This is a genomic window from Tepidanaerobacter syntrophicus (genome assembly GCF_001485475.2).
In the GTDB taxonomy this organism is placed as follows: domain Bacteria; phylum Bacillota; class Thermosediminibacteria; order Thermosediminibacterales; family Tepidanaerobacteraceae; genus Tepidanaerobacter; species Tepidanaerobacter syntrophicus.
This window is the reverse complement of the sequence record NZ_DF977001.1, coordinates 504,484-529,606: the sequence shown is the minus strand read 5'-3', so window position 1 is coordinate 529,606 and position 25,123 is coordinate 504,484. Positions and strand designations below refer to the sequence as shown.

Here is a 25,123-nt window from a genome sequence, read left to right as displayed (position 1 = left end):
CAGTGTTATGCCTGAAACGATAAACCATAATTCAATTCTTTTGTATCCAAGCTTTTAAAGCAACGATATAAAACATTAACATGAGAGTTTGATCCTGGCTCAGGACGAACGCTGGCGGCGTGCCTAACACATGCAAGTCGAGCGGAGTTTGGCCGGTTTTAATTTCGGTTAAAACCGGCCAAACTTAGCGGCGGACGGGTGAGTAACACGTAGGTAACCTGCCCATGACACGGGGATAGCTTCGGGAAACCGAAGGTAATACCCGATACCTTTACGCTTCCAATGGTGTGTAAAGAAAGCGAGTTAGCGGTCATGGATGGGCCTGCGTCCCATTAGCTAGTTGGTGAGATAACAGCCCACCAAGGCAACGATGGGTAGCCGGCCTGAGAGGGCGACCGGCCACACTGGAACTTTGATACGGTCCAGACTCCTACGGGAGGCAGCAGTGGGTAATTTTGCGCAAAGGGGGAAACCCTGACGCAGCGACGCCGCGTGAGCGATGAAGGCCTTCGGGGCGTAAAGCGCAGTCATTGGGGATGAAAAGGACAGTACCCAAAGAGGAAGCCCCGGCTAACTACGTGCCAGCAGCCGCGGTAATACGTAGGGGGCGAGCGTTGTCCGGAAGAACTGGGGGTAAAGGGCGTGTAGGCGGGGATGCAAGTTACCGGTAAAAACCCGTGGCTCAACCACGGGCTTGCCGATAAAACTGCATCTCTTGAGTGTAGGAGAGGGAAGTGGAATTCCCGGAGTAGCGGTGAAATGCGTAGATACCGGGAGGAACACCAGTGGCGAAGGCGGCTTCCTGGCCTATCACTGACGCTGAGGCGCGAAAGCTAGGGGAGCGAACGGGATTAGATACCCCGGTAGTCCTAGCCGTAAACGATGGTCACTAGGTGTGGGTGGTGGGCAAGCCATCCGTGCCGGAGCTAACGCAATAAGTGACCCACCTGGGGAGTACGGCCGCAAGGTTGAAACTCAAAGGAATTGACGGGGGCCCGCACAAGCGGTGGAGCATGTGGTTTAATTCGAAGCAACGCGAAGAACCTTACCAGGCCTTGACATATAGGTGGTAGAGACCGGAAACGGAATCGACCCTTGGGAAACCAAGGGAGCCTATACAGGTGGTGCATGGTTGTCGTCAGCTCGTGTCGTGAGATGTTGGGTTAAGTCCCGCAACGAGCGCAACCCTTATACTTAGTTGCCAGCACTTAAAGGTGGGCACTCTAAGTAGACCGCCGTCGATAAGACGGAGGAAGGTGGGGATGACGTCAAATCATCATGCCCTTTATGGCCTGGGCCACACACGTGCTACAATGGCCTGAACAACGGGCAGCAAGGGAGCGATCCTAAGCTAATCCCTAAAAACAGGTCTCAGTTCGGATTGCAGGCTGCAACTCGCCTGCATGAAGTCGGAATCGCTAGTAATCGCGGATCAGCATGCCGCGGTGAATACGTTCTCGGGCCTTGTACACACCGCCCGTCACACCACGAAAGTTGGCAACACCCGAAGCCGGGATTAACCGTCGAAGGTGGGGTCAGCGATTGTGTTGAAGTCGTAACAAGGTAGCCGTATCGGTAGTTGCGGCTGGATCACCTCCTTTCTAAGGAGTATGACCGGGCATAACACTGGTTTTAGTTTTGAGTTACCATCCTCTCTCATATTTATTTTATGGGGGTGTAGCTCAGTTGGGAGAGCACCTGCTTTGCACGCAGGGGGTCAGGAGTTCGAGTCTCCTCATCTCCACCATACAGTAAGAAAAATTCTTGGGCTTGTAGCTCAGGCGGTGAGAGCGCACGCCTGATAAGCGTGAGGTCGATGGTTCGAGTCCATCCAAGCCCACCAATTAGCAGATTTTTTCATTTCTGTACCTTGAAAACTACACAGTGAGGAAAACAAAGCATCAAATCCAAATATCAAGTTCCAAATATCAATTTTTAACAATTTCGCATAGGTCAAGCGAATAAGGGCACACGGAGGCTGCCTTGGCGTAAGGGGGCGAAGAAGGCCGCAGCTAGCGGCGAAACGCTCCGGGGAGCTGCAAGCAAGGTACGATCCGGAGATTTCCGAATGGGGAAACCCACTTGAGGCGAACCTCAAGTATCCCATACTGAATCCATAGGTATGGGAGGCTAACCGGGTAAACTGAAACATCTAAGTAACCCGAGGAAAAGAAAGAAACATTCGATTCCCTCAGTAGCGGCGAGCGAACGGGGAAGCGCCCTAACCATATATGTGTAAGGCCGCTGCCGTTGCATATATGGGGTTATGGACTGCCAAGCCAACAGCGGTAGGCAGGCGAAGGAATAAAGTAGCAGATCTCTGCTGGAAAGCAGGGCCATAGAAAGTGAAAGCCTTGTATGCAAAACTTGATTTCCTAGCCGGCAGGTCCAAAGTACTGCGGGGCACGAGGAACCCCGTAGGAAGTCGGGAGGACCATCTCCCAAGGCTAAATACCACCTTACGACCGATAGTGAACTAGTACCGTGAGGGAAAGGTGAAAAGAACCCCGGGAGGGGAGTGAAATAGAACCTGAAACCGTGTGTCTACAACCGGAGGAAGCGAAAGCGACCTCGTACTTTTTGTAGAACGGACCGGCGAGTTACCGCGCAAAGCAAGGTTAAGGAGTTAAGCTCCGCAGCCGAAGCGAAAGCGAGTCTTAAAATGGCGCAAGTTTTGCGCGGTAGACCCGAAACCGTGTGATCTACCCATGGACAGGGTGAAGCGAGACTAACCTCTCGTGGAGGCCCGAACCACGTTGACGTTGAATAGTCTTGGGATGAGCTGTGGGTAGGGGTGAAAAGCCAATCGAACACGGAGATAGCTGGTTCTCCCCGAAATAGCTTTAGGGCTAGCCTTAACTTTACGCCCTCGGAGGTAGAGCACTGAATGGGCTAGGGGCCGAAAAGGTTACCGAACCCTATCAAACTCCGAATGCCGAGGAGCGATAGTTAGGAGTCAGACTGTGGGGGATAAGCTTCATAGTCGAAAGGGAAACAGCCCAGACCGTCAGCTAAGGTCCCTAAGTAAACCTAAGTGGGAAAGGATGTTGTACCGCGAAGACAACCAGGATGTTGGCTTAGAAGCAGCCATTCATTCAAAGAGTGCGTAATAGCTCACTGGTCGAGTGGTGCTGCGCCGAAAATGTAACGGGGCTAAAGGTTTACACCGAAGCTGCGGATGCAAGCAACAGCTTGCGTGGTAGGGGAGCGTTCCTGCAAGGCAGAAGCACATCCGAAAGGCTGTGTGGACTTACAGGAAGTGAGAATGCCGGTATAAGTAGCGTAAGACAGGTGAGAATCCTGTCCACCGAATGCCTAAGGTTTCCTGAGGAAGGCTCGTCCGCTCAGGGTAAGCCGGGGCCTAAGCCGAGGCAGTGAATGCGTAGGCGATGGACAACTGGGTGATATTCCAGTGCCACCTAAGGCCGCTATGAGCAATGGGGTGACGCAGGAGGGTAGGCTGAGCACGCCGTTGGTAGAGCGTGCCCAAGCGCAAAGGCAAGCCTGATAGGCAAATCCGTCAGGCCATGGCTGAAGCGTGATGGGGAGTGAAATTTAAGTAACGAAGCAGCTGAACCCATACTGCCAAGAAAAGCCTCTAGCAAGGCCAAGGGTGCCCGTACTGCAAACCGACACAGGTAGGCGAGGAGAGAATCCTAAGGTGAGCGGGACAACTCTTGTTAAGGAACTCGGCAAACTAACCCCGTAACTTCGGGAGAAGGGGTGCCTGAGTAGCTTTAGGGTAACCTAAGGCGAAAAGGCCGCAGTGAATGGGCCCAAGCGACTGTTTAGCAAAAACACAGGTCTCTGCTAAGGAGAAATCCGATGTATAGGGGCTGACGCCTGCCCGGTGCTGGAAGGTTAAGGGGAACGCTTAGCCGCAAGGCGAAGGTGTGAACCGAAGCCCCAGTGAACGGCGGCCGTAACTATAACGGTCCTAAGGTAGCGAAATTCCTTGTCGGGTAAGTTCCGACCCGCACGAATGGCGTAACGACTTGGGCGCTGTCTTGACAAGAGACCCGGCGAAATTGTATTATGAGTGAAGATACTCATTACCCGCGACAGGACGGAAAGACCCCATGGAGCTTTACTGCAACCTGATATTGGATTTCGGCATCAAATGTACAGGATAGGTGGGAGGCACAGAACCGGGTTCGTCAGGATCCGGGGAGCCGCCCTTGGGATACCACCCTTTTGATGCTGAGGTTCTAACCGCACTCCGTTATCCGGATGCGGGACATTGTCAGGTGGACAGTTTGACTGGGGCGGTCGCCTCCTAAAAGGTAACGGAGGCGCCCAAAGGTTACCTCAGCACGGTTAGGAATCGTGCATTGAGTGCAAAGGCATAAGGTAGCCTGACTGTGAGACCAACAAGTCGAGCAGAGTCGAAAGACGGGCTTAGTGATCCGGCGGCACTGTATGGAAGGGCCGTCGCTCAACGGATAAAAGCTACCCTGGGGATAACAGGCTGATCTCCCCCAAGAGTCCACATCGACGGGGAGGTTTGGCACCTCGATGTCGGCTCGTCGCATCCTGGAGCTGAAGTAGGTTCCAAGGGTTGGGCTGTTCGCCCATTAAAGCGGCACGCGAGCTGGGTTCAGAACGTCGTGAGACAGTTCGGTCCCTATCCGTCGTGGGCGTTGGATACTTGAAGGGAGCTGCCCCTAGTACGAGAGGACCGGGGTGGACGGACCGATGGTGTATCAGTTGTCGCGCCAGCGGCACAGCTGAGTAGCCTAGTCCGGCAGGGATAAGCGCTGAAAGCATCTAAGTGCGAAGCCCTCCCTAAGATAAGGTATCCCATCCCATTAAGGGAGTAAGGTCCCGGGAAGACTACCCGGTAGATAGGGCGGAGGTGTAAGAGCCGCAAGGCTTTGAGCTGACCGATACTAATAGACCGAGGGCTTGACCAAAATTTTCCTCACTGTGTAATTTTGAAGGTACAGCAAAATACATTCTCGGTGGCCATAGCGGAGGGGAAACACCGGTTTCCATCCCGAACACACAGGTTAAGCCCTCCAGCGCCGATGGTACTGGGCATTGCCCGGGAGAGTAGGTCGCTGCCGAGAATTTATTCATATCTAAACCGTTCCTCGATAGCTCAGCGGTAGAGCATTCGGCTGTTAACCGAAGGGCCGCAGGTTCGAATCCTGCTCGAGGAGCCATTTTTATGTACAAAAGTTTTAATACATAACAAGCCTGCTGATAGACTATCTTACCTTAGATTATACCTTTCGTTTATTAATACATATATAGCCTTACCTGATTGAACTTGACTAAGGCCTGCCATCAGAAAATTTGTCAGCCACGAGAAATTATAAATTGTAATTTAAAATTTAAAAAAGCAGGATTTTAAGGGTAGCGCGTCGAACTCCTAAGTAACTTCATACAGTTTGTGTGAAGATAGTTTTGCCAGAAAGTCAAGTTAATATAAAAAATAAGGCAAAGGAGGCATATTATCAATGCTCACAAGAATTTGTGCCGGTGGTGTAGTTTTTTTTAAAGACAAAGTGCTGATATTAAAAAACGAGAAGTCAGAATGGATACTGCCGAAGGGAGTAATAAGGCCAGGCAGGCTTGCTCAGGAAGTTGCTGTTGAGCGAGTAAAAGTAGAGGCAGGAGTTAATGCTCGCATAGTTTCATGCGTAGGAGAAACATGTTATGAATTTTATTCAGTAACAAGGCAAAAACCTGTATGCAACCAAATAACATGGTTTTTGATGGAAGCCTTATCTGAAGATTGCACTCCAAATACGGAGCTTGGTTTTTCAGATGGAGGCTTTTATCCTATTGAAAAGGCTCTTGACATGATAACATACAGCCAAGATAAAGCCCTCGTTAGCACCTCTTACAAGCGCTATTTAGAATATTGCAAGGAAAGAAGCAACGACGAAAAAAATGAAGTGATAATTTAAAATAGCCTTTAAAAAATCAACTCCCCTGCAAATTGCCAAGTAGGCTGATACAAGGGAGTTGATTTTAATTTTCAGCAAAACCTTTTGCCTTTTCAATAGCCTTATATAATTCATCCCTTTCAAAGGGAATTATGGGATTTCTTTTATCTGAAGAAATCATAAACTTGCCTTCAGGAATTATTCTTCCTATCACCGTGGCAATGATGCCTGCATTTTCTAATTCTGTTATAACTTTATCTGGTCTAGGAGTGCAAATTAACATAGAGCCACTTGAAATAAGGCCTAAGGGGTCTATATCAAAAACTTTACATATTTCCTTGGTTTCAGGTAATATAGGGATAAGTTCTTCTTGTATTTCAATGCCCACACCCGATGCCTCTGCAACTTCACAGCAGGCTCCCAACAATCCGCCCTCAGTTATATCATGCATAGCCGAAACGCCTGCTCTTGAAGCAATTATTCCTTCATCTACTACGCTGATTTGCTCAATAAAGGTTTTTGCCCTCGCAACTATTTCTTTTGGAAGCCTTCTAACAAGGAAATCTTCAAAATCAGAAGCAAGTATTGCAGAACCTTCAAGACCTAAAGCTTTTGTAACAATTACGGCATCGCCTGGCTTTGCACCTGAAGATGTTACAAATTTGTCTTTATCCGTAATTCCTATGGCTGTGGTGGATATAACGGATTTTGAAACAGTGGGAGTAATTTCACTGTGACCTCCCAGAATTTCTACATTTATCCTTTTTGCCGCCTCGTCTATTCCATTCATCAATTCTTCAAGAAGGCTTTCGTCTGCGCCTAAAGGTAAAAGCAGTGTAACCAAAATGCCAAGAGGTGCTGCTCCGCATGCTGCAATATCATTGCAAGATACATAAACTGCAAGACGACTGCTTTGAATATCAGCTCCGGTTATAGGATCGGTAGACAAAACGGCTACTTTTTCACCAAAATCTATAATGCTGCAATCTTCTCCAAAACTTGAGTGTATCAACACTTCATCTCTCAGCTTGCCGGTATACGGATAAACACTGGATTTTAAAATTTCCGGCGGAACCTTTCCTGTTTTAAACATTAGAATCTCACCTCAAAATCTGTCTTCATCATTGAAAGTAATATTTTTAAGTCTATTATATAAGAAAAGCGAAATAACGCCACCGGCCGATACCTGAACAAAATCTCCGGCAAGCTCTACCGGCACAGCTCCGATTCCATATAGTATACCTGCCGCAAGTGCGTAGCCTGCCATCATTATAATGGCCCCGGCGACTATGGCAAGATACTTATTTTTTTTCCCGAGAGCACCTACCACATAGCCTTCAAGACCTTTGATTATAAAAGTAATAGGGGCCCATACAGGATATCCCCCGATAATATCGGATAGCGCAGAACCAATGCCTCCTATCAAAGCGCCGGGTCCTGGCCCATACAGCAGCGCAGTAAGGTAAATAACGGCTTCTCCTAAGTTAAAATAAAGATTAAAAGTAGGAACCGGAAAGCGCAGCACCACAGTTGCTATAACTAATAATCCGGAAAAAAGTCCCATAAATGCAAGTTTTCTAATCCTCTCATCCATTAAGCTATCCTCCCAAGCTGTATCTATTAAAGTCTAATGGTATTATATCAGAAAGAAAAAGCCTTTGACAATGTATTTTGCAACTCCCACGGAAATGTAAAATACAGTAGAGGAGGAATATTTAAAAAATTAAACCTTAAAACCGCTAACTATTGATTTTCTCGGCATTGTCCGATATAATAAAGAGACAATCGAGGATTTTCAATAGCGATGATGGAGAAAAGTAAGCACCACTCTTTTTTAGAGAGCCGGCGGCAGGTGAAAGCCGGTAAAGAGTTTTGCTGAATTCCGCTCCGCAAGCTGCACCTTTGAAAAGGTGCCGGGATTTTCAGAATCCCGTTAAACAAATTAAGTATTAATTAAGGGTGGCAACGCGAGTCCTCTCGCCCCTTTTGGGGTGGGAGGATTTTTATATGTGATTTAAAACATAATTATTATAGCATAGGAGGGCTAAAAATATGCTTGATATTAAATTTGTAAGACAAAATCCTGATATAGTAAGAAAATCCCTTGAAAATCGAGGGGCAACAGCCGACCTGGACAAGTTTTTAGAACTGGATGAAGAACGCCGAAACCTTCTATTTGAAGTAGAGAAATTAAAAAACTTAAGAAACTCTGAATCAGAAGAAATTGCCAGAAAGAAAATGGCCGGTGAACCTGTTGAAGACCTTATAGCTCGCATGAAGGAAGTTTCTCAACAGATTAAAGAAATGGATGACAAATTAAGTGAAATAGAAAGGTCCATGGAGCAGATACTTCTTACAATACCTAACATCCCCGATGAATCAGTGCCAATAGGAAAAAGCGATGCCGATAATGTAGAAGTTCGCAGATGGAAAGAACCTACAAAATTTGATTTCGAACCAAAGCCTCATTGGGATATAGGAGAAGACTTAGATATACTTGATTTTGAAAGAGCAAGGAAGATAACAGGAGCAAGATTTACTGTTTATAAAGGAGCAGGTGCAAGACTAGAAAGAGCCCTTATAAATTTTATGCTAGACTTGCATACTCAAAAGCATCATTACAAAGAGATATTTCCACCATTTATAGTAAATCGTGAAAGCATGACAGGAACAGGTCAACTGCCAAAATTTGAAGAAGATGCATTTAAGCTGGCTAATAATAATGATTATTTTTTAATCCCTACAGCTGAAGTTCCGGTCACTAATTTGCACCGGGATGAAGTGCTTTCAAAAGAAGATTTGCCTATTTACTATGTAGCTTACAGTGGCTGTTTTAGAGCAGAGGCGGGTTCTGCCGGAAGAGATACTCGCGGCCTTATAAGACAGCACCAATTCAATAAAGTGGAATTAGTAAAGTTTACCGATGAGACAAGCTCGATGGAAGAATTGGAGAAACTTACTGCTGATGCTGAAGAAGTGCTGCAATTATTAGGCTTGCCTTATAGAGTGGTGGTTTTAAGCACAGGAGATTTGGGATTTTCTTCTGCGAAAACTTATGACATAGAGGTTTGGATGCCAAGCTATAACCGGTATGTAGAAATATCTTCCTGCAGCAATTTTAAAGATTTTCAGGCGAGAAGGGCAAGGATCCAATACCGGCCAAAAAATGGCGCAAAACCTGTATTCGTCCACACGCTAAATGGTTCAGGCCTTGCGATTGGTAGAACTACAGCGGCAATACTGGAAAATTATCAGCAAGCCGATGGCACGGTTGTAGTTCCTGAAATATTGCGCAACTATATGGGAGGGCTAAGCAAGATAGATTAAAAGCGGGGATTTACCCCCGCTTTTTTTACATCAAGAATAGCACAGCCACAATTGTTGATACAACAAGACCTATTAGAACCGGTATAAGATTCTTTCTTGCAAGATCCATGACAGGAACTCCTACTATACCTGCTACAGCGATAAGAGAGCTCCATGCTACGATAGTTCCTCCGCCTGACCATATATTGCTCATCTGTCCAATGGCTGCAAGAGCAGCAGCTACTTTCACATCTCCGCCTGCCATTGCACCGGCCAATGTTCCACTCATAGGAAGGCCGGAAAAACCGGAACCGTCAAGACCGCCGATTATTCCAAGAATCAGCATGCCAAAGGCGGCAAGGAATCCTTGAGGAGGGATGGATTGAGCAAGCATTTGCCCCATATCAAACAAGAATCCGGGAGCTCCTTCGCCCAAAATCCTGACCACAACTTCGGGATTGCCGAGGAAGAAAAATCCGGCTATAGGCAGTATTTGACCCATTACCTTAAATGCAAAAACCACGCCATCAGTAAGATAATCTGCTATAGTGTCAAGGCTTTTAATACCGTCTACAAGAATAGTTGCGATTGTCATTATCAAAACAGCAGTGCCGCCCAGGAGTGCTGAAGCATCTCCACCTGTAATGTTGAAACGGAACATAGCATATACAACTGCTATCAATGAAATGACAGTCAGCCACATAAGAAATGGAGCATAAGCCTGACCACGATGTGCCTCTGCTTTCATTTTCATTTCAGGCTTTAACTCACCTATTAACGACTCTCCCAAATTTTCTCTCTTAAAGAATTTAATTTCATTTCTCATCATATAGTATGCTATTACTATTGCGATAATACCTGTGATTAATGAAAGAATGGCGCCATATGTTGTCATGATTGAAACCGGTATGCCTGCAGCCTTAGCCGAAAGACCAGGGGCACCCTGGATTACCATATCACCGGAAAGTGCCATGCCTTGGCCGGCAAGCGCCATAGCTACTGCAGCTGCCATAGGAGGCAAGCCAGCTTCAATGGCAGCCGGAGCCAGTAAGGCACCTATCAAAGGAACAGCCGGTGTAGGCCAGAAGAAAAGTGAGATAATGTATGTTGCTATTACAAGAACAACATAGCTTATAAGAGGGGATGTCATTAACTTTTTCATTGGAGCCACAAGCATCTCGTCAGCTCCGGTAACGCTGATAGATTTTAACATGGCAAACATCAAACCAATAATCAAGAAAATGTTCCCAAGTTCCACAAGGGCGGTTAATTGAGAATTAAAAACCGCAGTAACAGCCCCGACCAGACTTCCCTTCCAAAGGAGTCCGATTAGGAAGGTTGAAACTATACATGGTATAAGAACATTTCTCCGAAATAACATGGCTACAAGAACCGAGACTGTTCCTATAGCATAAATCCAGTGAGCAGTGGTCATTTTTACTCCTCCGTTTCTTTTTTTTAAGACTCAAACAATAATAAATAAAGATGGCTGCATAAAGACCTATAAAACTTATACAAAAAATAATTGGAGGAAAATAGACAGTTATAAGTTTTTAGTAATCACCTCCTCATCACAGATGAGCAATTAACTACAGTTATTATATTCGACATAAAACTTAAAAATCCTTCTTCTTAAGCAGAACTGTCTAAAAAAATTAAAATGTTGTCAATGATAATAATTATCAACTCAATTCAGCTTTAATCGATGATTTATTGACACTTGCTGTCTAAGAATGATAAAATAAAAGCAATAAAGATCTGATGTTTCAGAAGTCCTGATGCAGAAGATATAAAGTCCATAGTCCCTGACTGCAAAGAACTGTATAACACAGGGGGTCAGTCCCTCTGTGCTCTTCTCTGAGCAAAAAGGCGAAGGACATTAAGCAGAGTTTATTTTATTCATCATATAACGCTTATTATCCCTCGGCTTTTGCGAGGGTTTTTATTTTATCAAAATGAAAGGGGAAGGCCATGGAAGACAAGAGAATAGGTGTTGTGGGGATTGTAGTCGAAGACTTGGAAAGTGCCGGTGCAGTTAATTCTATATTACATGAATATGCCAATATCATCGTTGGAAGAATGGGCATACCTTATAGAGAAAAAGGGATTTCAGTAATATCACTTATTGTAGATGGCACGTCAGATGAAATTAGCGCTATGACGGGCAAATTAGGGAAAGTCAAATCTGTGTCCGTAAAATCTGCGATGACCAAAAAGCTTGAAACAAAGTAAATTGGAGGTGCAAAATAATGAAAGATGAAGACCTTAAACCTTTTAGTATCAGATGGCTTACAAGAACTGCAATACTTTTAGCAATAACACTGGCTTTTCAGATGTTGGGTTTTCCTCAAATGGTAACAGGCCCGGCGGTAAATGCTATGCTTCTCATATCAGGTACATATGTTGGAATAATAGGGGCGGTTATAATTGGAATGCTTACGCCATTAATAGCTTTCGTAAGGGGTATTTTAGCACCGCCTTTAGCGCCGATGATTCCGTTTATAATGGTGGGTAATGCAGTCCTTATAATTGCTTATGTGATATCTCGCGCAAAGCTGGGAAAAGGTTATGCCGGCTCTGCTGTAGGCCTTATTATAGGCGCAATTATTAAGTTTTTAATATTGTCATCAGCTGTTAGATTTATTGTAAGCGTTCCGCCTCCCGTGGCAAAAGCAATGCAGATACCGCAACTATATACAGCATTATTAGGTGGCGTGATTGCGTTTATAGTAGAGAAAATTTTGGATGCAGCTATTAAACAAAATAGAGCTTAAAGATAATTTAAGGAAGAACGAAGAGTTCTTCCTTTTCACGTATAAAAGGCTTCGCTCTAGTTGAGTTTTTTAAATAAGGAACATATCTCCTTCCTTTTCCGTCTAAAAAAATAGAAACAAAAATTATTAAAGGAGAGGATTATGCCATGAAGTTTAAAAAGCTATCCGCAGTAATTTTATCCGCAGTATTTATTTTTTCATTGGGGGGCACAGCATTTGCTTTAGATCAAATGAGTATACCAAATGAAATTATAGATGAACAAGAAACAAACACCTCTGAACCTTGCGAGGAGTTGAGGATATGTTACAAAGCATTTACCGGTGTTGTTAAAGAGATAAAGGATCGAGAGAATAACGAGGGTTCCAAGATGATCTTCGTAGAGAACGAAGAGGGAGCACCTGCATATGTTATCATAAGTCATGATACGTATATTCTAGAAAATGCTGAAATCAAAATAGGAGATACTATTAGCGCATACTATGACACGAGAAAACCCATGATAATGATTTATCCACCTCAGTATGCAGCTGAAGTAGTGGTTATTGAGAGCCCGGATAGAAATGTTAAATTTGATATTTTTGACGAAAATCTTACAAGTTCTGATAATCAATTAAAACTTAACATTTCAGATGAAACCGAAATCGTATTTTACGATGGAACACCTTACGAAGGGGAACTTGCGGGGAAAAGGCTTGTAGTAATCTATACAATATCTACAAAAAGTATACCTGCTCAGACAACCCCTGAAAAAGTGATTGTTCTTCCTGACAAAATAGAAGACATGGTAGGGTATGACGTTTCAAGTGCAGAAATTATAGTCGAAGATAAGAAAATAGAAGCTCCACCTGCTTATGAAAAAGAAGGCACGGTAATGGTTCCTTTAAGAGCTATCGCAGAGGCCTTGGGATACGAAGTTTTATGGCATAATGAAACACAAAGTGTTTCATTGGGACAGGATATACAGTTGACGATAGGAAAAAATGAGTACATTGCAGACAAAGATATAATTAAACTTGAAAGAGCGCCGGAACTTTGTAACGAAAAAACTTTTGTGCCCTTGAGTTTCTTTAGAAAAGTTGTCAAGATGAACAATGCTTATTTATTTGAAGGACAGATAGTGATAGATAATAACGAAGTAATGGAATAAGTTTTAAAACTGCAAATAAGCCACCCGGTATCATATAACATGAGGGTGGCTTATTTTTGATTTTTAACTTCATTAATTAGCAAGGTTCAAAGCCTGTTTGCCTTTTTCAGTTATGACCAACGTTTTTATAGGTAGAGCGCCCTTTGCTGCCGGGCAGCCAGCACACGTTTTACAGTCGCCGCCGCATTCTACGCCAAAGGATTCCTCTTTAATATAGCCCATTGCCTTAAGCTGTTCTACCAGATGATGAGCCATGTCTTCGCTTACTTTGAGATTTCTTGCAAGCTGTGTCAAAGAGTAAAATTCCATTTTACTTATTTGCATTAAAGCTTCGAATAACATTTTTACACCTCACGATCCTTGCCGCTTTATTACTCAAAACCCAAAAGCCTGCCGATTTGAAACACAAGAACTGAGGCAGTCCAACCTGTTAAAAAAGTATAGACAACAGCGAATAAAGTCCATTTCCACGAATTTGTTTCTCTTTTTATTGTTCCTATAACAGCAGCACAGGGAGTATAAAGCAAAGCCATAATCATAAAAGAAAAGGCACTAAGTGGAGTAAAAGCCTGTTGGATAGATGATATAAGCTGGGTGCCTTCCTGGACACCTGCATATACCATGCCGAGCGTTGCCACAACCGCCTCTTTTGCAACTATTCCTGCAAAAAGTCCGACAGATGCTTGCCATGTACCAAACCCTGCAGGCTTAAAGATAGGGGCAATAAATGAACCGATCCTGCCTAAAATACTGGCTTGACTGTAAGGTTCTACGCCATAAGGCAGCACGGACAGCGCCCAAAGCAATGTAACCAATAAAAAAATAACTGTTCCGGCTCGCTTCAAAAATCCACCGACTTTATCCCACATGTGTATTAAAACACCCTTTAAAGTAGGCATGCGATAAGGCGGAAGCTCTAAAAGGAAATAAGAAGCTTCACCTTTAAACAAGGTTTTACTGAAAATTTTGCCCATCAATACAGCCACAACAAATCCTATAGCGTAGATGGTAAATAAAATTATTCCACCATTATCCGGAAAAAATGCTGATATAAATAGCAAATAAATAGGCAACCTTGCTCCACAAGATATAAAAGGATTAATGAGAATGGCTATCATCCTGTCTTTTTCGCTATCTAAAGTTCTTGCCGCCATTATGCCTGGAACATTACATCCTATACCAACTATCATTGATATAAAGGTCTTACCGTGAAGACCCAGCGCCATCATTACCCTGTCCATTATATATGCGGCTCTTGCCATGTAACCGCTGTCTTCAAGTATGCCTAGCAAGATATAAAGCACCATGATTAAGGGAATAAATTCAAGAACCACTCCGATTCCACCAAAAATACCATCAGTTATAAATGCGATTAACAGTTCCGGAGCCTTAATACTCTCAAGCCATGAAGCCACATTGCTACCTAAGACTTCCAAAAAAAATGCTACACTATCTCCTAAAATATTCTGGCCAACAATAAAGGTGAGTTGATAAATAGTAAACATTATCAAGGCAAGTATAGGAAGACCTAGCCATTTATTTGTGAGCACCTTGTCGATTTTATCAGAAGTGGTTTCGATTTGTTCTAAAGGCTGCTTTACGCAGTCTTTGACAATTTCATTTATAAATTCATATCTTTTGTCTATAATTGCGATTTCGGGTTCAATGCCCAAAGATGTTTTTAAGTCATTTATGCAAATTTTAGCTTTATTTGCAACTTCTAATGATTCTTTTTCTATATAATCCATTATATATCTGTCGTTTTCTAAAAGCTTTAGTGCCAGCCAATTAGGGGGATAGTCGCCGCTAATGCCGCTTTCTGTTATTATTTGAGACAAAGAAGAGATTGCACTATCTATAGCGGGACCATAAGTAATTTTTACGCTTGGCGGCATTTGACCGTGAACAGCTTCGGCAATTTTTGCTTTCAAATCATTAATGCCGCTTTGCTTAGAAGCAACTAAAGGAACGATTGGTACGCCAATTTTTTTCTCAAGAGAATTTACATCAATTTTAATTCCCTTATTTTCAGCTTCGTCGATCATGTTAAGGGCTATTATTACTTTTGTTCCCATTTCTAAAAGCTGAATTGTGAGATATAAGTTTCTTTCTATAGCAGATGCATCGACTACATTTACAACTAAATCCGGCTTATCCATTACTATAAAGTTCCTTGCAACAACTTCATCTTGAGAATAAGCAGTAAGACTATAAGTGCCAGGCAAGTCCACAATCCTATATTCATCGCCGCCAAATCGCAATTTTCCTTCTTTTTTTTCTACAGTGACACCTGGCCAGTTTCCAACATACTGATTGGCACCGGTAAGAGCATTAAAGATGGTAGTCTTGCCGCAGTTAGGATTGCCGGCCAGCGCTATGATGTGCATGAAGACATTACCTCCCTTGATTGATAATCATTCTCAACTAACATTAAATAAAAAATGGATTTAACTAAATTTCTGCTAAAATCCTCTTTGCTTCATTTTTTCTAAGTGCAAGTTTATATCCGCGAACTGAAATCTTAATCGGATCTCCTAGAGGTGCCATTCCCTCTACAAATATTTCAGTGCCTGGGACAATACCCATTTCCATGAGTTTTTTACCTATATTTCCATCCGAAATATTTTTAACCCTTGCCCTTACACCTATAGGGGCACTATCTAAACTTACCGTCATTTTAAAGCACCTCCATGATTAGTGTTAATTTGAAAATATAAGATAACGAAAATCATTCTCAAACCTTACCTATAGAATACCACCCTATACAAAGCATGTCAATGATTTTTACTCTATATATAATATAATAACCTCCAATCATAATCACCTACCAAATAGGCGTTTTACTCACACCTATAAGAGGCAGTTGCCGGTCAAAACCTAAAAGCACCGGCTACGCGGATGATTGATTTTGAGTGCTTTGAATACTAAATAGAGATAATTATATAGGGCTATAGGTTTTTGCCTACAGCCCTATATAATGCTATATAAACAATGTTATTCCTGCATTTTCGCTTCTAGAGACATATGTGGCTACACCGCCGAGCTCGACACCATCAATGAGCTCTTCTTGTTTTATGCCCATAAGGTCCATGCTCATTGTGCATGCGACAAATTTTACGCCTAAATCCATCGCTGATTTTATCATTGTATCAATGTCATTCACGTTTTTGCTTTTCATAAGACTTTTTATCATGGCAGGTCCTATTCCCAGCATATTCATGTTTGAAAGAGGCATTTTTGATGCGCCGCGAGGCATCATAAAGCCGAACATTTTCTCTATGAAGTTCTTTTTGACCTTTACAGGTTTGTCTTTTCTAAGAGCATTAAGACCCCAAAACGTAGAAAACACGGTGACATTTTTGCCTTGCATAGCTGCCCCCTGAGCAATAATCATAGCAGCCAAAGTTTTATCAAGATTGCCGCTAAATAATACAATTGTGGCATTTTCTTGAGGTGGGGCAGAAGAAGGAAAGGCACATCTGCTTTCTTTGTCTCCCTTTTGTATAAGCGCCGTGTATTTGCCGTTATCACGGGTAAGAGAAATAAGTTTATGACCATTAGTATTGCACCAGTTTTCTATATCGGCTGCAAAACCATAGTCAGTGGCGGTTACTCTTATTTGATCGCCTTCTTTTGCATCTTTTAGAGTATTATAGACTGCAAGAAGGGGACCGGGACACTGCAAACCTCTGGCATCGATTTCTTTAATGATTTGTGGCGTAGAAGGCGGAGAAACCTCTTGCTTTTTATCCTCAAAAGGGGTGTCTGAGATTGCATTGCTGCTGTTTTGAATCTTATATTTTGCTTCTTTATATGTCAGGTATCCGCCGGAAAGGTTGTAAATCTTTTTAAAACCATTTGCTTGCAATATCCGAATTGCAAGATATGCTCTAAGACCCACCTGACAATTAACATAAATAGGAGTATCCTTTGATACAGGAATTTCATCAATCCTGTTTCTTAGCTCATCAAGCTCGATATTTACAGCGCCTTCTATATGCCCTGCTCCAAATTCAAGAGGTGTCCTTACATCCAGCAAATAGCCGCCATTTTTTACGATATCATCAATTTCATTCCAGTATACCATGTCATAAACACCGTCTGCTACGTTACAGGCAATATAGCCAAGCATGTTTACAGGATCTTTGGCCGACGAATAAGGAGGAGCATAACACAGCTCAAGACCCTGTAAGTCGCGGATTGTGCCGCCAAGTTTTATCGTTGTGGCAATTACGTCTATTCGCTTTTCGGTGCCTTCTCTTCCGACAGCCTGTGCTCCATATATTTTGCCGCTATCCGGGTCAAATAAAAGTTTCATGGCGATTTGAGATGAGCCGGGGTAATAAGTAGCATGGTTTGCAGGGTGGGCATGTACAGCTTTATATTTTAAGCCTTTGGTTTTTAACTGGCGCTCATTGTTTCCGGTTGAAGCTACTGTCAGGTTAAATACTTTAAGGACTGAACTTGCCAGTGCGCCGGTATAATTTACATCTATACCATTTATGTGGTCTGCTGCAAGACGTCCCTGACGATTAGCAGGCCCTGCAAGAGGAACCGCTGTTTCATCGCCTGTTACGTAGTCTGTTATTTGAGCCACATCACCTATAGCATATATGTCTTCGACGACTTGACCGGTTTTAGCATCTATTGTTTGAAGCTGTTTTGTGGTTACAATATGGCCTTTCTTACCTAAAGCCAAGCCGCAGGATTTTGCAAGAGGATTTTCTGAGCACGGAAGATCAGGCGCAACGCCTATTGATAATATGGTCATATCTGTATCAATTTCTTTGCCGCTTTCAAGAACAATTTTTCTGCCCCTATCCTTAAATCCCGCAATACCGTCCTCTAAAATAAGGTCGACCCCATTTGCGTTTATTTCTTGATGGACAATTTGCGCCATCTCAAAATCAAGGGGCGGTAAAACCTGATTAAGTTTTTCTACTATAGTAACTTTGATACCTCGCAAGGCCAAATTTTCTGCCATTTCAATACCGATGAAGCCGCCGCCGATAACTACTGCACGATTTGGTTTATTTTCCTCTATAAATTTTTTGATATCATCTGCATCAGGGATATTGCGCAGGACGAAAAGATTATCAGCCTCGTCTATGCCATCGATTTTAGGTTTTAACGGTTTTGCGCCGGGAGATAAAATTAATATATCATAATTTTCCGTATAGGTTTCACCGGTTTTTACATTTCGCACCTTGACGGTTTTATTTTCTCTATCGACATCTATTACTTCACTAAAATTGCGTATATCAAGATTAAAGCGTTTGGACATTCCTTCTATTGTCTGCACTAAAAGTTTATTTCTGTCTGAAATAACATTGCCAATATAGTAAGGAAGTCCGCAATTAGCAAAGGAGATATACTCCCCTCGCTCAAAAATAATTATTTCATCTTCCTCATTTAATCTTCTGAGTCTTGCGGCTGCAGTAGCTCCTCCTGCCACACCGCCCACAATTAATATTTTTTTCATATTTTCAACCTCCATTGAGTTTTGTCTAGCTTAAGACAAAGTTATCAAAAATTGATGTAATAAACTTTTTAACATCATCATTTGCTATCGCATAATGCACTTCATTTCCTATGCGCTCACATTTGACGATTCCGGCAGATTTAAGTTTTGATAGATGTTGAGAAATGCCGGACTGCGATACCTCTAAGCACTTTTCCATGTATGAAACATTACAGCTGCCCTTTTCAAGCAAACCGTGGACTATGCAAAGCCTTACCGGATTTGAAAGTGCCTTTAAAACCTCAGCAATTTTTGCAAATTTATTCATGTCATTATCCATTTGTGCACTCCCTCACAAATTAGTATATTATAATATTATGATATACTAATAAACTTGTCAATACCTTACTTTTACACCAAAAAATCAACCGGCAGCTGCCAATAATCCTTCAATATCAATACCTAGAGGAAATATTTTTCCTAAATTTAAATCAATATGAAAAATAATAGTTGTGAAATCAACGATATGCTGGTATAATTGTAACGTTGACCATTTTAATATATTTTAGTCAATGTCAACAAAAGAAAATATGAGAGGATTTTTTAATGTCACAAATGAAATTTGAAGAACTAAATTTATCGAAAGAACTGCTCAGAGCCATAAATGATATGGGCTTTGAGGAGACAACACCAATTCAGGCCCAGGCCATACCCTTCATTTACGAAGGAAGAGATGTTATAGGCCAGGCACAGACGGGGACGGGCAAAACTGCTGCGTTTGGGTTGCCTATAGTAGACATGATAGACCCGAATGATAAAAGCCAGCAGGCAATAATTTTATGCCCTACAAGAGAACTTGCGATTCAGGTAGCGGAAGAGTTAAAAGCGCTTTCTAAATATAAAGAAGGAATAAAGACGCTGCCTGTATATGGAGGCCAGCCGATAGAGCGACAGATTCACGCCTTAAAAAACGGCGTACAGGTTATTATAGGCACTCCCGGTAGAGTCATGGATCATATGAGGCGGCGCACAATTAAACTTAAAAGCACAAAAATAGTTGTAATGGATGAAGCAGATGAAATGTTAGATATGGGTTTTAGGGAAGATATAGAAAAGATTCTGGAAGATACCCCTAAAACAAGGCAAACTTTAATGTTTTCAGCAACTATACCCAAACCTATTTTGGAACTTGCTGACAAATATTTAAACAATCCACAACTTGTAAGGGTTGTCCATAAAGAGCTTACCGTTCCCAGTATAGAACAGTACTATTTTGAAGTGAAGGAACGGGACAAGATTGAGGCTCTATCCCGCTTAATCGATTTCTACAATCCAAATTTGGCACTTGTGTTTTGTAATACCAAAAAGCGTGTAGATGAGCTTTTAGAGCAGCTTCAGGCACGGGGTTATTCGGCAGAGGGTCTGCATGGCGACATGTCCCAAGCTCAGCGGGACAGGGTTATGTCAAAATTTAAAAGCGGCGCAATTGATATACTCGTTGCAACAGATGTTGCTGCAAGAGGACTTGATGTAGATGATGTAGACGTGGTTGTAAACTTTGATGTGCCCCAAAACGATGAATACTATGTGCACAGAATAGGCAGGACAGGGCGGGCCGGAAGGTCGGGTAAAGCTTTTACATTGGCCACCGGAAAAGATGTATATAAACTAAAAGACATACAAAGGTATGCCAATACCCGCATTATGCGCAGAGGAATTCCTTCACTCTTTGATGTTGAAGAAACCAGGGTAAACCTGATTTTTGACAAGGTAAAACAGACAATAGATGATGGAGGACTTGCGAAATATACCCAATGGATTGAAAAACAAATGGAAGATGAGTATACTTCACTAGATATTGCCGCATCTTTACTAAAAATGGCGTTAGGTAAGAGTGGAGAAGATGAAGGGGAAAATTTCAGCCCATCATTTGAAAACACTGAGGAATCTTCGGAGATGACAAGACTTTTTATCAATATCGGAAAAAACCAAAAGATACGCGCAAAAGATATAGTTGGTGCAATTGCCGGTGAGACCGGAATGCCAGGTAAACTTATCGGCAGTATAGACATTTATGATAAATTTACTTTCGTTGATGTTCCATCAGAATACGCTTCCGATGTTCTTCACACTATGAAGAACAATCAAATAAAGGGTAAAAAAATAAATATCGAACCAGCCAATAGAAAATAGTAATTTATCAAAAAAGACTTCTTACAAAGAAGCCTTTTTAATTTGGCATAACTTCTCTTTTTAAGTTATAATAGTAATTAATAAGAGTTTTAGAAAACCGGCAAAGAAAGGCAGGCTAATGATATGTTTCCCCTGAGAGATACCGCATCAAGCCGAAGAGTTCCCATAGCTACTTTATCATTAATAATAATAAATACAGTAATATTTTTGAATCAACTTATAATGCCGCCTGATGAAGCTTTAAAGATGGTTCTTACTTATTCTTTCATCCCTGCAAGACTGCTTGCGGGCTGGAAAGATCCAATGAGCTATATTCCACTTTTTACAAGTATGTTCCTACACGGGAATTTTTCACACTTAATCAGCAATATGTGGTCTCTTTGGCTTTTCGGAGACAATGTTGAAGATTATATGGGACCTATTCGCTTTCTGATTTTTTATGTTTTAACCGGTCTTATAGCAGGCATTGCCCATTTTGCCTTTAACCCACTGCTGACTGTGCCGACAGTTGGTGCATCCGGTGCTATTGCAGGCGTTATGGGAGCATATTTTATGATGTTTCCTTTTGCAAGAATCATAACACTTATTCCATTTTTTCCGTTTATAATACGCGTGCCCGCCTCTATTTTTCTACTAATTTGGTTTATAACTCAAGTTAATTCCGGCATTATGTCCGGAATTTCCGGAAATGTAATAGGCGGAGTAGCGTGGTGGGCTCATATTTTCGGTTTTATTGCCGGAGCATTACTATACAAAAAATTCGTAAGGAAAAAGAAGTACGTATACTATTACTAAATGAAGGAAATAGATAAGATATGTAGAATAATATAAATGATAACCATTAATATATAAAAGGAGATGAAAAGAATGGATGAATATTTACAAGCTGCTTTAAAATTCGAAGAAGACGGCTACCAATTCTATACAAAAATCTCCAAAGAAACAAATCAGCCTTTAGCAAAGAGACTTTTTGAATCACTGGCAATTCAAGAAAATGAACACGCAAAAAGAATCATGGAAATCTACGAAAGCTTACAAAGCGGCAGTGAAGTAAAACCTGCGAGCAGACCGGCTTTTTCTCTAGAGCCTGAGGTAAAAAAGATATTTTATGAGCTTGATAAAGATAAAAAAGCCATGCCACTGGATAACATTGAGGGATACAGACTAGCAATGGAAATGGAGAAAAAAGGCTACAATATGTATAGAGAATTTGCCGAAAAAGTCGAAGATAAGCGTGAAAGAGAATTTTTTAGACTTTTAATGGAAGAGGAAAAAGAACATTTAAGTTCCCTAGATAATGTTTACCGCTTCCTAACAGGTACAGAAGAATGGTACGCAGAAGAAGAAAGCAAAGTATGGAACTGGATGAGCACATAAAAAAGATGACAGCCGGCGCTAAAAAGCGCCGGCTTTACTCATAAGTTTGTAAGTGGCCGTTTAATTAGCGCCAAAAATCGTCTACATATACATTCATCGGATAAGTAAGGTATCTTGCGGGAGGCATTTTTTCGGTTGTGTAATACCCTGCTGGAGCCATTATCAGCTGAGGAATTCTGTTGACGATTGTTGCGCAGGTAAGCTCTACGGTATCAGGTTTTTCTATTTTTAATGTAGTATTTGGTTCTCCATATATAGTCCATAAATTGGTGTCTACTTCACCTTCCGGATATACTTTTCCAATACATTGGGTTTCAAGGATAGGTCCTTGATTAGTGACAGTAGTAACTACTGCAGACATGCCCAAAGCGTTGCCGGCTTTTATGGTCTTTCCCAAAGTTTCTGAATAGACGTCTTTATCATGAAATAGAGGTATAAGTTTTTGGTTCATAGACTTTATGCTCCATCCAAGTTGTGAACAAAGCCATTGATTGGTGTTCCACATGTAAGATGGCAGCGAATCATTTTTTGCAATCTTCTCTTCAAATTCTTCTGGGCTAAGTCCGGCGCCATGCACTTCGGCTAGTGCAATACCATATTCTTCAACATTATAACTGGAAGAACCCTCAATTTTTGTTATATGATGAGTGGCTCCGGCAATAGATGTTATAAGATTGCCCCAAAAAACATCTTGATAACCCGAACCGGCCAATGTGCAGTTATTGTCCTTTGCAAGCTTGTCTAGTTTATTTGTCAGTGCAGGTGAAGTGTTCCAGGGATAAAAAGATTCTTCACAAGTACTTATGGCGTTTACACCATAACGGGCCGCAAGCTCAAAAGCATCATAAACTTCAGATAGAAGACTTCTGGTGGCGATTACACACACGTGGGCATCACACTGCGCAAATACATTTTCGGCATCGGAGCGAACGGGCACATTAAGTTTACAGCCAAGCCCTGCTACCTCTCCTACGTCCTTGCCTACTACATCAGGGTTCATATCAATTGCTCCGACAATTTCTGCTCCTTTTTCATAAAGATAGCGCAAGAATACCCTTCCCATTTTGCCACAACCATACTGAATTACCCTTACTTTTTCCAGCATACAACAAATCCCCTTTCAAAATTTGAAATATTATCTTTATTTAAGCATAAACCTTATACCAACTATAGAGTCAAGAATTTTGTTAAATTTTTATTGGGATTTGCAGTTTAACGGACATATTCCTGCTGTCATGAGGAAAAATAGGCAATTCAGCTATTACTTCACATACATAATCTCCGATAATCTCAAAACTATTTTCTTTAATATAGCGTATAAGCTTTTCGGCGCATTCTTTTTCCTTTTCAAAATTAAAATCATTAAAATATATACAGGCGAAATCTCCTTCCGGAATTTTTTCTATACCGGTATCTGAAGTAAATTCGTCATCAACAAATACAAAAATCTCATTTGAGGCAAGTTCCTCTTGTTCTAATGTATTTTTGCGAATTATCGAACCTACATTACAAAAATATATACTTGGCAAATCGTGAAGGATTATATGATTTTTAAGTTCCCTTAGGATATATTCATAGCTGTCCATTTTGCATTCATAAACATTTTTACTGCATTTATAACAATAGATTTTTCGTGAAGGAATGTGCTCTACAATTGGTCCTTTAAAGCTTTCTTTTTGAAAATTTAGATAGCGGTTATAGTTTTCAATGTATCTGATTATGGCTTTCTGTTTGCGAAAAAGCTCCTCAATGTCTTTGTCGATCAATATTTTTTGCCGCCTCAAGACCTCAAGTATTACATTTACATCTTCTCTGTCTAAATGTTCTTTAATTTGCTTTAAGCTCATTCCCAGTTCCTTCATATATGCTATCATGTCAAGGCGCGCGCATTGCTTTATATTATAATATCTGTACCCTGTCTGTTCGTCTACATAATCAGGTTTTAAAAGTCCTATCTTGTCGTATAATCGCAGGGCTTGCTCAGAAATATTGTTAAGTCGCGCCATTTTGCCTATTGTCAGCATATTCATTTAACTCCCTCCCTTATAAATCATTATATATTAAAAATTTTCCCATAGAAACCATTCTTAAAAATAGTATTTTAGGTCGAAGTAATAGGCTTTTTAGCCATAATTTAATCAATGCCTTTTTGCTATAGCAAGACTTTTGTTGTTAAGGACTATTTAATATGATATTATTTTTTTGGTATATAATTTTGATTCCACTTCAAAAAGGGAGTTTTAACATATAAATACAAGCATACTGAAATAGCAAGCGAATGGAGAAAAAAATTTCTGCATTAGAGTCAATTTCTATTTTGGCTTATTTAAAATTTTGCAGAAATTTTAAAAAGTGGTGATGACATGGAAGACATCTTTTATTTTATCGAAGGAACAAAGGACTTTTTTGTACAAAACGGTGCATGGGGACTATTTATTTTATCTTTTCTTGAAGCTTCGTTTTTCCCTGTGCCTCCTGATGCAGTATTACTGCCTCTGTCGATTTTTTCACCTGATAAAGCCATTTATTATGCGGCAATTACCTCTTTGGCCTCAACTTTCGGAGGAGTTTTTGGCTATTTTATAGGAGCAAAAGCCGGTAGGCCGATTTTATACAGATTTATAAAACAAAATAATTTTCATAAAATAGAAGATATGTTTGCTCGTTATGGCGGTTGGGCTGTTGCTATAGCAGGGTTCACTCCTATTCCTTATAAAGTTTTTACAATTGCATCGGGCGTATTTCATATGAGATTTGCTACATTCTTTATAGCAGCGTTTCTCAGCAGAAGTGCCCGATTCTTTATTGAAGGAGCAGTAATTTACAGCATGGGAGAAAAAGCCTTGATTTATATAAACGAGCTTTTAGCACCGGGTTCTTTTGTACTTGTGGCTGTTTGTGCTGTAATATATTTTATAGTGAAAAAATTAAATCGGAATAATTGATAAAATCGAAATTAAACTATACAAC

19 protein-coding genes, 3 tRNA genes, 3 rRNA genes and 1 other annotated feature are annotated in these 25,123 nt (G+C 41.5%); of the genes, 15 read left to right on the top strand and 10 right to left on the bottom strand.

Features of this window, described 5'->3' with window-relative positions; translation table 11 throughout:
* Window positions 1-76: 76 nt before the first annotated feature.
* From TSYNT_RS07525 to TSYNT_RS07495, 7 genes are all read left to right on the top strand, one after another.
* A 16S ribosomal RNA gene (locus TSYNT_RS07525) occupies window positions 77-1,601 on the top strand.
* 70 nt (window positions 1,602-1,671) lie between these two features.
* A tRNA-Ala gene (locus TSYNT_RS07520) sits at window positions 1,672-1,747 on the top strand.
* Window positions 1,748-1,766: 19 nt separating this feature from the next.
* Window positions 1,767-1,843 (top strand) — tRNA-Ile (locus tag TSYNT_RS07515).
* 108 nt (window positions 1,844-1,951) lie between these two features.
* Window positions 1,952-4,913 (top strand): 23S ribosomal RNA (locus TSYNT_RS07510).
* 44 nt (window positions 4,914-4,957) lie between these two features.
* Window positions 4,958-5,069, top strand: a 5S ribosomal RNA gene (rrf, locus tag TSYNT_RS07505).
* The 16S, 23S and 5S rRNA genes sit together here with 3 tRNA genes alongside, the layout of an rRNA operon.
* Window positions 5,070-5,090: 21 nt before the next feature.
* A tRNA-Asn gene (locus TSYNT_RS07500) sits at window positions 5,091-5,165 on the top strand.
* Between the two features lie 297 nt (window positions 5,166-5,462).
* A complete protein-coding gene (locus tag TSYNT_RS07495; RefSeq protein WP_059032860.1) occupies window positions 5,463-5,915 on the top strand; it encodes an NUDIX hydrolase in 453 nt (150 codons plus the stop codon).
* Between the two features lie 64 nt (window positions 5,916-5,979).
* On the opposite strand, the gene TSYNT_RS07490 is transcribed toward TSYNT_RS07495, so the two are convergent.
* Window positions 5,980-6,987 carry an AIR synthase family protein gene (locus TSYNT_RS07490; protein WP_059032859.1) on the bottom strand — a complete coding sequence of 336 codons (1,008 nt, stop codon included), beginning with the start codon at window positions 6,985-6,987 and terminating at the stop codon, window positions 5,980-5,982.
* Window positions 6,988-6,999: 12 nt separating this feature from the next.
* Window positions 7,000-7,488, bottom strand: coding sequence for an ECF transporter S component (locus TSYNT_RS07485; protein ID WP_059032858.1), 489 nt, complete (start codon window positions 7,486-7,488; stop codon window positions 7,000-7,002).
* Window positions 7,489-7,689: 201 nt separating this feature from the next.
* Window positions 7,690-7,882: a binding site (T-box leader), on the top strand.
* A 64-nt stretch (window positions 7,883-7,946) separates the two neighbouring features.
* Between TSYNT_RS07485 and serS the strand changes: the two genes are divergently transcribed.
* Window positions 7,947-9,221 carry a serine--tRNA ligase gene (gene serS, locus TSYNT_RS07480; protein WP_059032857.1) on the top strand — a complete coding sequence of 425 codons (1,275 nt, stop codon included), beginning with the start codon at window positions 7,947-7,949 and terminating at the stop codon, window positions 9,219-9,221.
* A gap of 25 nt (window positions 9,222-9,246) precedes the next feature.
* Here the strand turns inward: serS and TSYNT_RS07475 are convergent, their stop codons facing one another.
* Window positions 9,247-10,635 carry a hypothetical protein gene (locus TSYNT_RS07475; RefSeq protein WP_059032856.1) on the bottom strand — a complete coding sequence of 463 codons (1,389 nt, stop codon included), beginning with the start codon at window positions 10,633-10,635 and terminating at the stop codon, window positions 9,247-9,249.
* Window positions 10,636-11,171: 536 nt separating this feature from the next.
* Here TSYNT_RS07475 and TSYNT_RS07470 point away from each other — a divergent pair.
* The 3 genes from TSYNT_RS07470 (at window position 11,172) to TSYNT_RS07460 (ending at window position 13,122) form a co-directional block, all read left to right on the top strand.
* On the top strand, window positions 11,172-11,432 hold the full coding sequence (locus TSYNT_RS07470; RefSeq protein WP_059032855.1) for a TM1266 family iron-only hydrogenase system putative regulator: 261 nt from the start codon (window positions 11,172-11,174) through the stop codon (window positions 11,430-11,432).
* A 17-nt stretch (window positions 11,433-11,449) separates the two neighbouring features.
* Window positions 11,450-11,974 (top strand): ECF transporter S component, encoded by a 525-nt coding sequence (locus TSYNT_RS07465; protein WP_059032854.1) that lies wholly within the window; start codon window positions 11,450-11,452, stop codon window positions 11,972-11,974.
* 146 nt (window positions 11,975-12,120) lie between these two features.
* Window positions 12,121-13,122 (top strand): copper amine oxidase N-terminal domain-containing protein, encoded by a 1,002-nt coding sequence (locus TSYNT_RS07460; protein ID WP_059032853.1) that lies wholly within the window; start codon window positions 12,121-12,123, stop codon window positions 13,120-13,122.
* Between the two features lie 72 nt (window positions 13,123-13,194).
* Here the strand turns inward: TSYNT_RS07460 and TSYNT_RS07455 are convergent, their stop codons facing one another.
* The 5 genes from TSYNT_RS07455 to TSYNT_RS07435 all read right to left on the bottom strand — a co-directional run bounded on the left by TSYNT_RS07455 (window position 13,195) and on the right by TSYNT_RS07435 (window position 18,923).
* Entirely contained in the window at window positions 13,195-13,464 is a 270-nt protein-coding gene (locus TSYNT_RS07455) for a FeoC-like transcriptional regulator (protein WP_059032852.1), read from the bottom strand.
* Window positions 13,465-13,493: 29 nt separating this feature from the next.
* A complete protein-coding gene (gene feoB / locus TSYNT_RS07450) occupies window positions 13,494-15,509 on the bottom strand; it encodes a ferrous iron transport protein B (protein ID WP_059032851.1) in 2,016 nt (671 codons plus the stop codon).
* Window positions 15,510-15,573: 64 nt separating this feature from the next.
* The gene (locus TSYNT_RS07445) at window positions 15,574-15,798 is read right to left on the bottom strand and encodes a FeoA family protein (RefSeq protein WP_059032850.1); all 225 of its coding nucleotides are present in this window, start codon (window positions 15,796-15,798) and stop codon (window positions 15,574-15,576) included.
* A gap of 304 nt (window positions 15,799-16,102) precedes the next feature.
* Window positions 16,103-18,604, bottom strand: coding sequence for a DsrE/DsrF/DrsH-like family protein (locus TSYNT_RS07440; protein WP_059032849.1), 2,502 nt, complete (start codon window positions 18,602-18,604; stop codon window positions 16,103-16,105).
* Window positions 18,605-18,629: 25 nt separating this feature from the next.
* On the bottom strand, window positions 18,630-18,923 hold the full coding sequence (locus TSYNT_RS07435) for an ArsR/SmtB family transcription factor (protein WP_059032848.1): 294 nt from the start codon (window positions 18,921-18,923) through the stop codon (window positions 18,630-18,632).
* Window positions 18,924-19,189: 266 nt separating this feature from the next.
* Between TSYNT_RS07435 and TSYNT_RS07430 the strand changes: the two genes are divergently transcribed.
* The 3 genes from TSYNT_RS07430 to TSYNT_RS07420 all read left to right on the top strand — a co-directional run bounded on the left by TSYNT_RS07430 (window position 19,190) and on the right by TSYNT_RS07420 (window position 22,153).
* On the top strand, window positions 19,190-20,776 hold the full coding sequence (locus TSYNT_RS07430) for a DEAD/DEAH box helicase (RefSeq protein ID WP_059032847.1): 1,587 nt from the start codon (window positions 19,190-19,192) through the stop codon (window positions 20,774-20,776).
* A gap of 123 nt (window positions 20,777-20,899) precedes the next feature.
* A complete protein-coding gene (locus TSYNT_RS07425) occupies window positions 20,900-21,571 on the top strand; it encodes a rhomboid family intramembrane serine protease (RefSeq protein ID WP_059032846.1) in 672 nt (223 codons plus the stop codon).
* Window positions 21,572-21,643: 72 nt separating this feature from the next.
* Window positions 21,644-22,153 (top strand): ferritin family protein, encoded by a 510-nt coding sequence (locus TSYNT_RS07420; protein WP_059032845.1) that lies wholly within the window; start codon window positions 21,644-21,646, stop codon window positions 22,151-22,153.
* A gap of 64 nt (window positions 22,154-22,217) precedes the next feature.
* Here TSYNT_RS07420 and TSYNT_RS07415 read toward each other — a convergent pair whose 3' ends face one another.
* Window positions 22,218-23,258 carry an NAD(P)H-dependent amine dehydrogenase family protein gene (locus tag TSYNT_RS07415; protein ID WP_059032844.1) on the bottom strand — a complete coding sequence of 347 codons (1,041 nt, stop codon included), beginning with the start codon at window positions 23,256-23,258 and terminating at the stop codon, window positions 22,218-22,220.
* Between the two features lie 82 nt (window positions 23,259-23,340).
* The gene (locus tag TSYNT_RS07410) at window positions 23,341-24,183 is read right to left on the bottom strand and encodes a MerR family transcriptional regulator (RefSeq protein WP_059032843.1); all 843 of its coding nucleotides are present in this window, start codon (window positions 24,181-24,183) and stop codon (window positions 23,341-23,343) included.
* Window positions 24,184-24,516: 333 nt separating this feature from the next.
* Between TSYNT_RS07410 and TSYNT_RS07405 the strand changes: the two genes are divergently transcribed.
* On the top strand, window positions 24,517-25,098 hold the full coding sequence (locus tag TSYNT_RS07405) for a YqaA family protein (protein WP_059032842.1): 582 nt from the start codon (window positions 24,517-24,519) through the stop codon (window positions 25,096-25,098).
* Window positions 25,099-25,123 lie beyond the last annotated feature (25 nt).

Coding starts and splice junctions, on each gene's coding strand:
- TSYNT_RS07495 (WP_059032860.1), top strand. CDS start 5,463: ATGCTCACAAGAATTTGTGCCGGTGGTGTAGTTTTTTTTAAAGACAAA.
- TSYNT_RS07490 (WP_059032859.1), bottom strand. CDS start 6,987: ATGTTTAAAACAGGAAAGGTTCCGCCGGAAATTTTAAAATCCAGTGTT.
- TSYNT_RS07485 (WP_059032858.1), bottom strand. CDS start 7,488: ATGGATGAGAGGATTAGAAAACTTGCATTTATGGGACTTTTTTCCGGA.
- serS (WP_059032857.1), top strand. CDS start 7,947: ATGCTTGATATTAAATTTGTAAGACAAAATCCTGATATAGTAAGAAAA.
- TSYNT_RS07475 (WP_059032856.1), bottom strand. CDS start 10,635: ATGACCACTGCTCACTGGATTTATGCTATAGGAACAGTCTCGGTTCTT.
- TSYNT_RS07470 (WP_059032855.1), top strand. CDS start 11,172: ATGGAAGACAAGAGAATAGGTGTTGTGGGGATTGTAGTCGAAGACTTG.
- TSYNT_RS07465 (WP_059032854.1), top strand. CDS start 11,450: ATGAAAGATGAAGACCTTAAACCTTTTAGTATCAGATGGCTTACAAGA.
- TSYNT_RS07460 (WP_059032853.1), top strand. CDS start 12,121: ATGAAGTTTAAAAAGCTATCCGCAGTAATTTTATCCGCAGTATTTATT.
- TSYNT_RS07455 (WP_059032852.1), bottom strand. CDS start 13,464: ATGTTATTCGAAGCTTTAATGCAAATAAGTAAAATGGAATTTTACTCT.
- feoB (WP_059032851.1), bottom strand. CDS start 15,509: ATGCACATCATAGCGCTGGCCGGCAATCCTAACTGCGGCAAGACTACC.
- TSYNT_RS07445 (WP_059032850.1), bottom strand. CDS start 15,798: ATGACGGTAAGTTTAGATAGTGCCCCTATAGGTGTAAGGGCAAGGGTT.
- TSYNT_RS07440 (WP_059032849.1), bottom strand. CDS start 18,604: ATGAAAAAAATATTAATTGTGGGCGGTGTGGCAGGAGGAGCTACTGCA.
- TSYNT_RS07435 (WP_059032848.1), bottom strand. CDS start 18,923: ATGGATAATGACATGAATAAATTTGCAAAAATTGCTGAGGTTTTAAAG.
- TSYNT_RS07430 (WP_059032847.1), top strand. CDS start 19,190: ATGTCACAAATGAAATTTGAAGAACTAAATTTATCGAAAGAACTGCTC.
- TSYNT_RS07425 (WP_059032846.1), top strand. CDS start 20,900: ATGTTTCCCCTGAGAGATACCGCATCAAGCCGAAGAGTTCCCATAGCT.
- TSYNT_RS07420 (WP_059032845.1), top strand. CDS start 21,644: ATGGATGAATATTTACAAGCTGCTTTAAAATTCGAAGAAGACGGCTAC.
- TSYNT_RS07415 (WP_059032844.1), bottom strand. CDS start 23,258: ATGCTGGAAAAAGTAAGGGTAATTCAGTATGGTTGTGGCAAAATGGGA.
- TSYNT_RS07410 (WP_059032843.1), bottom strand. CDS start 24,183: ATGAATATGCTGACAATAGGCAAAATGGCGCGACTTAACAATATTTCT.
- TSYNT_RS07405 (WP_059032842.1), top strand. CDS start 24,517: ATGGAAGACATCTTTTATTTTATCGAAGGAACAAAGGACTTTTTTGTA.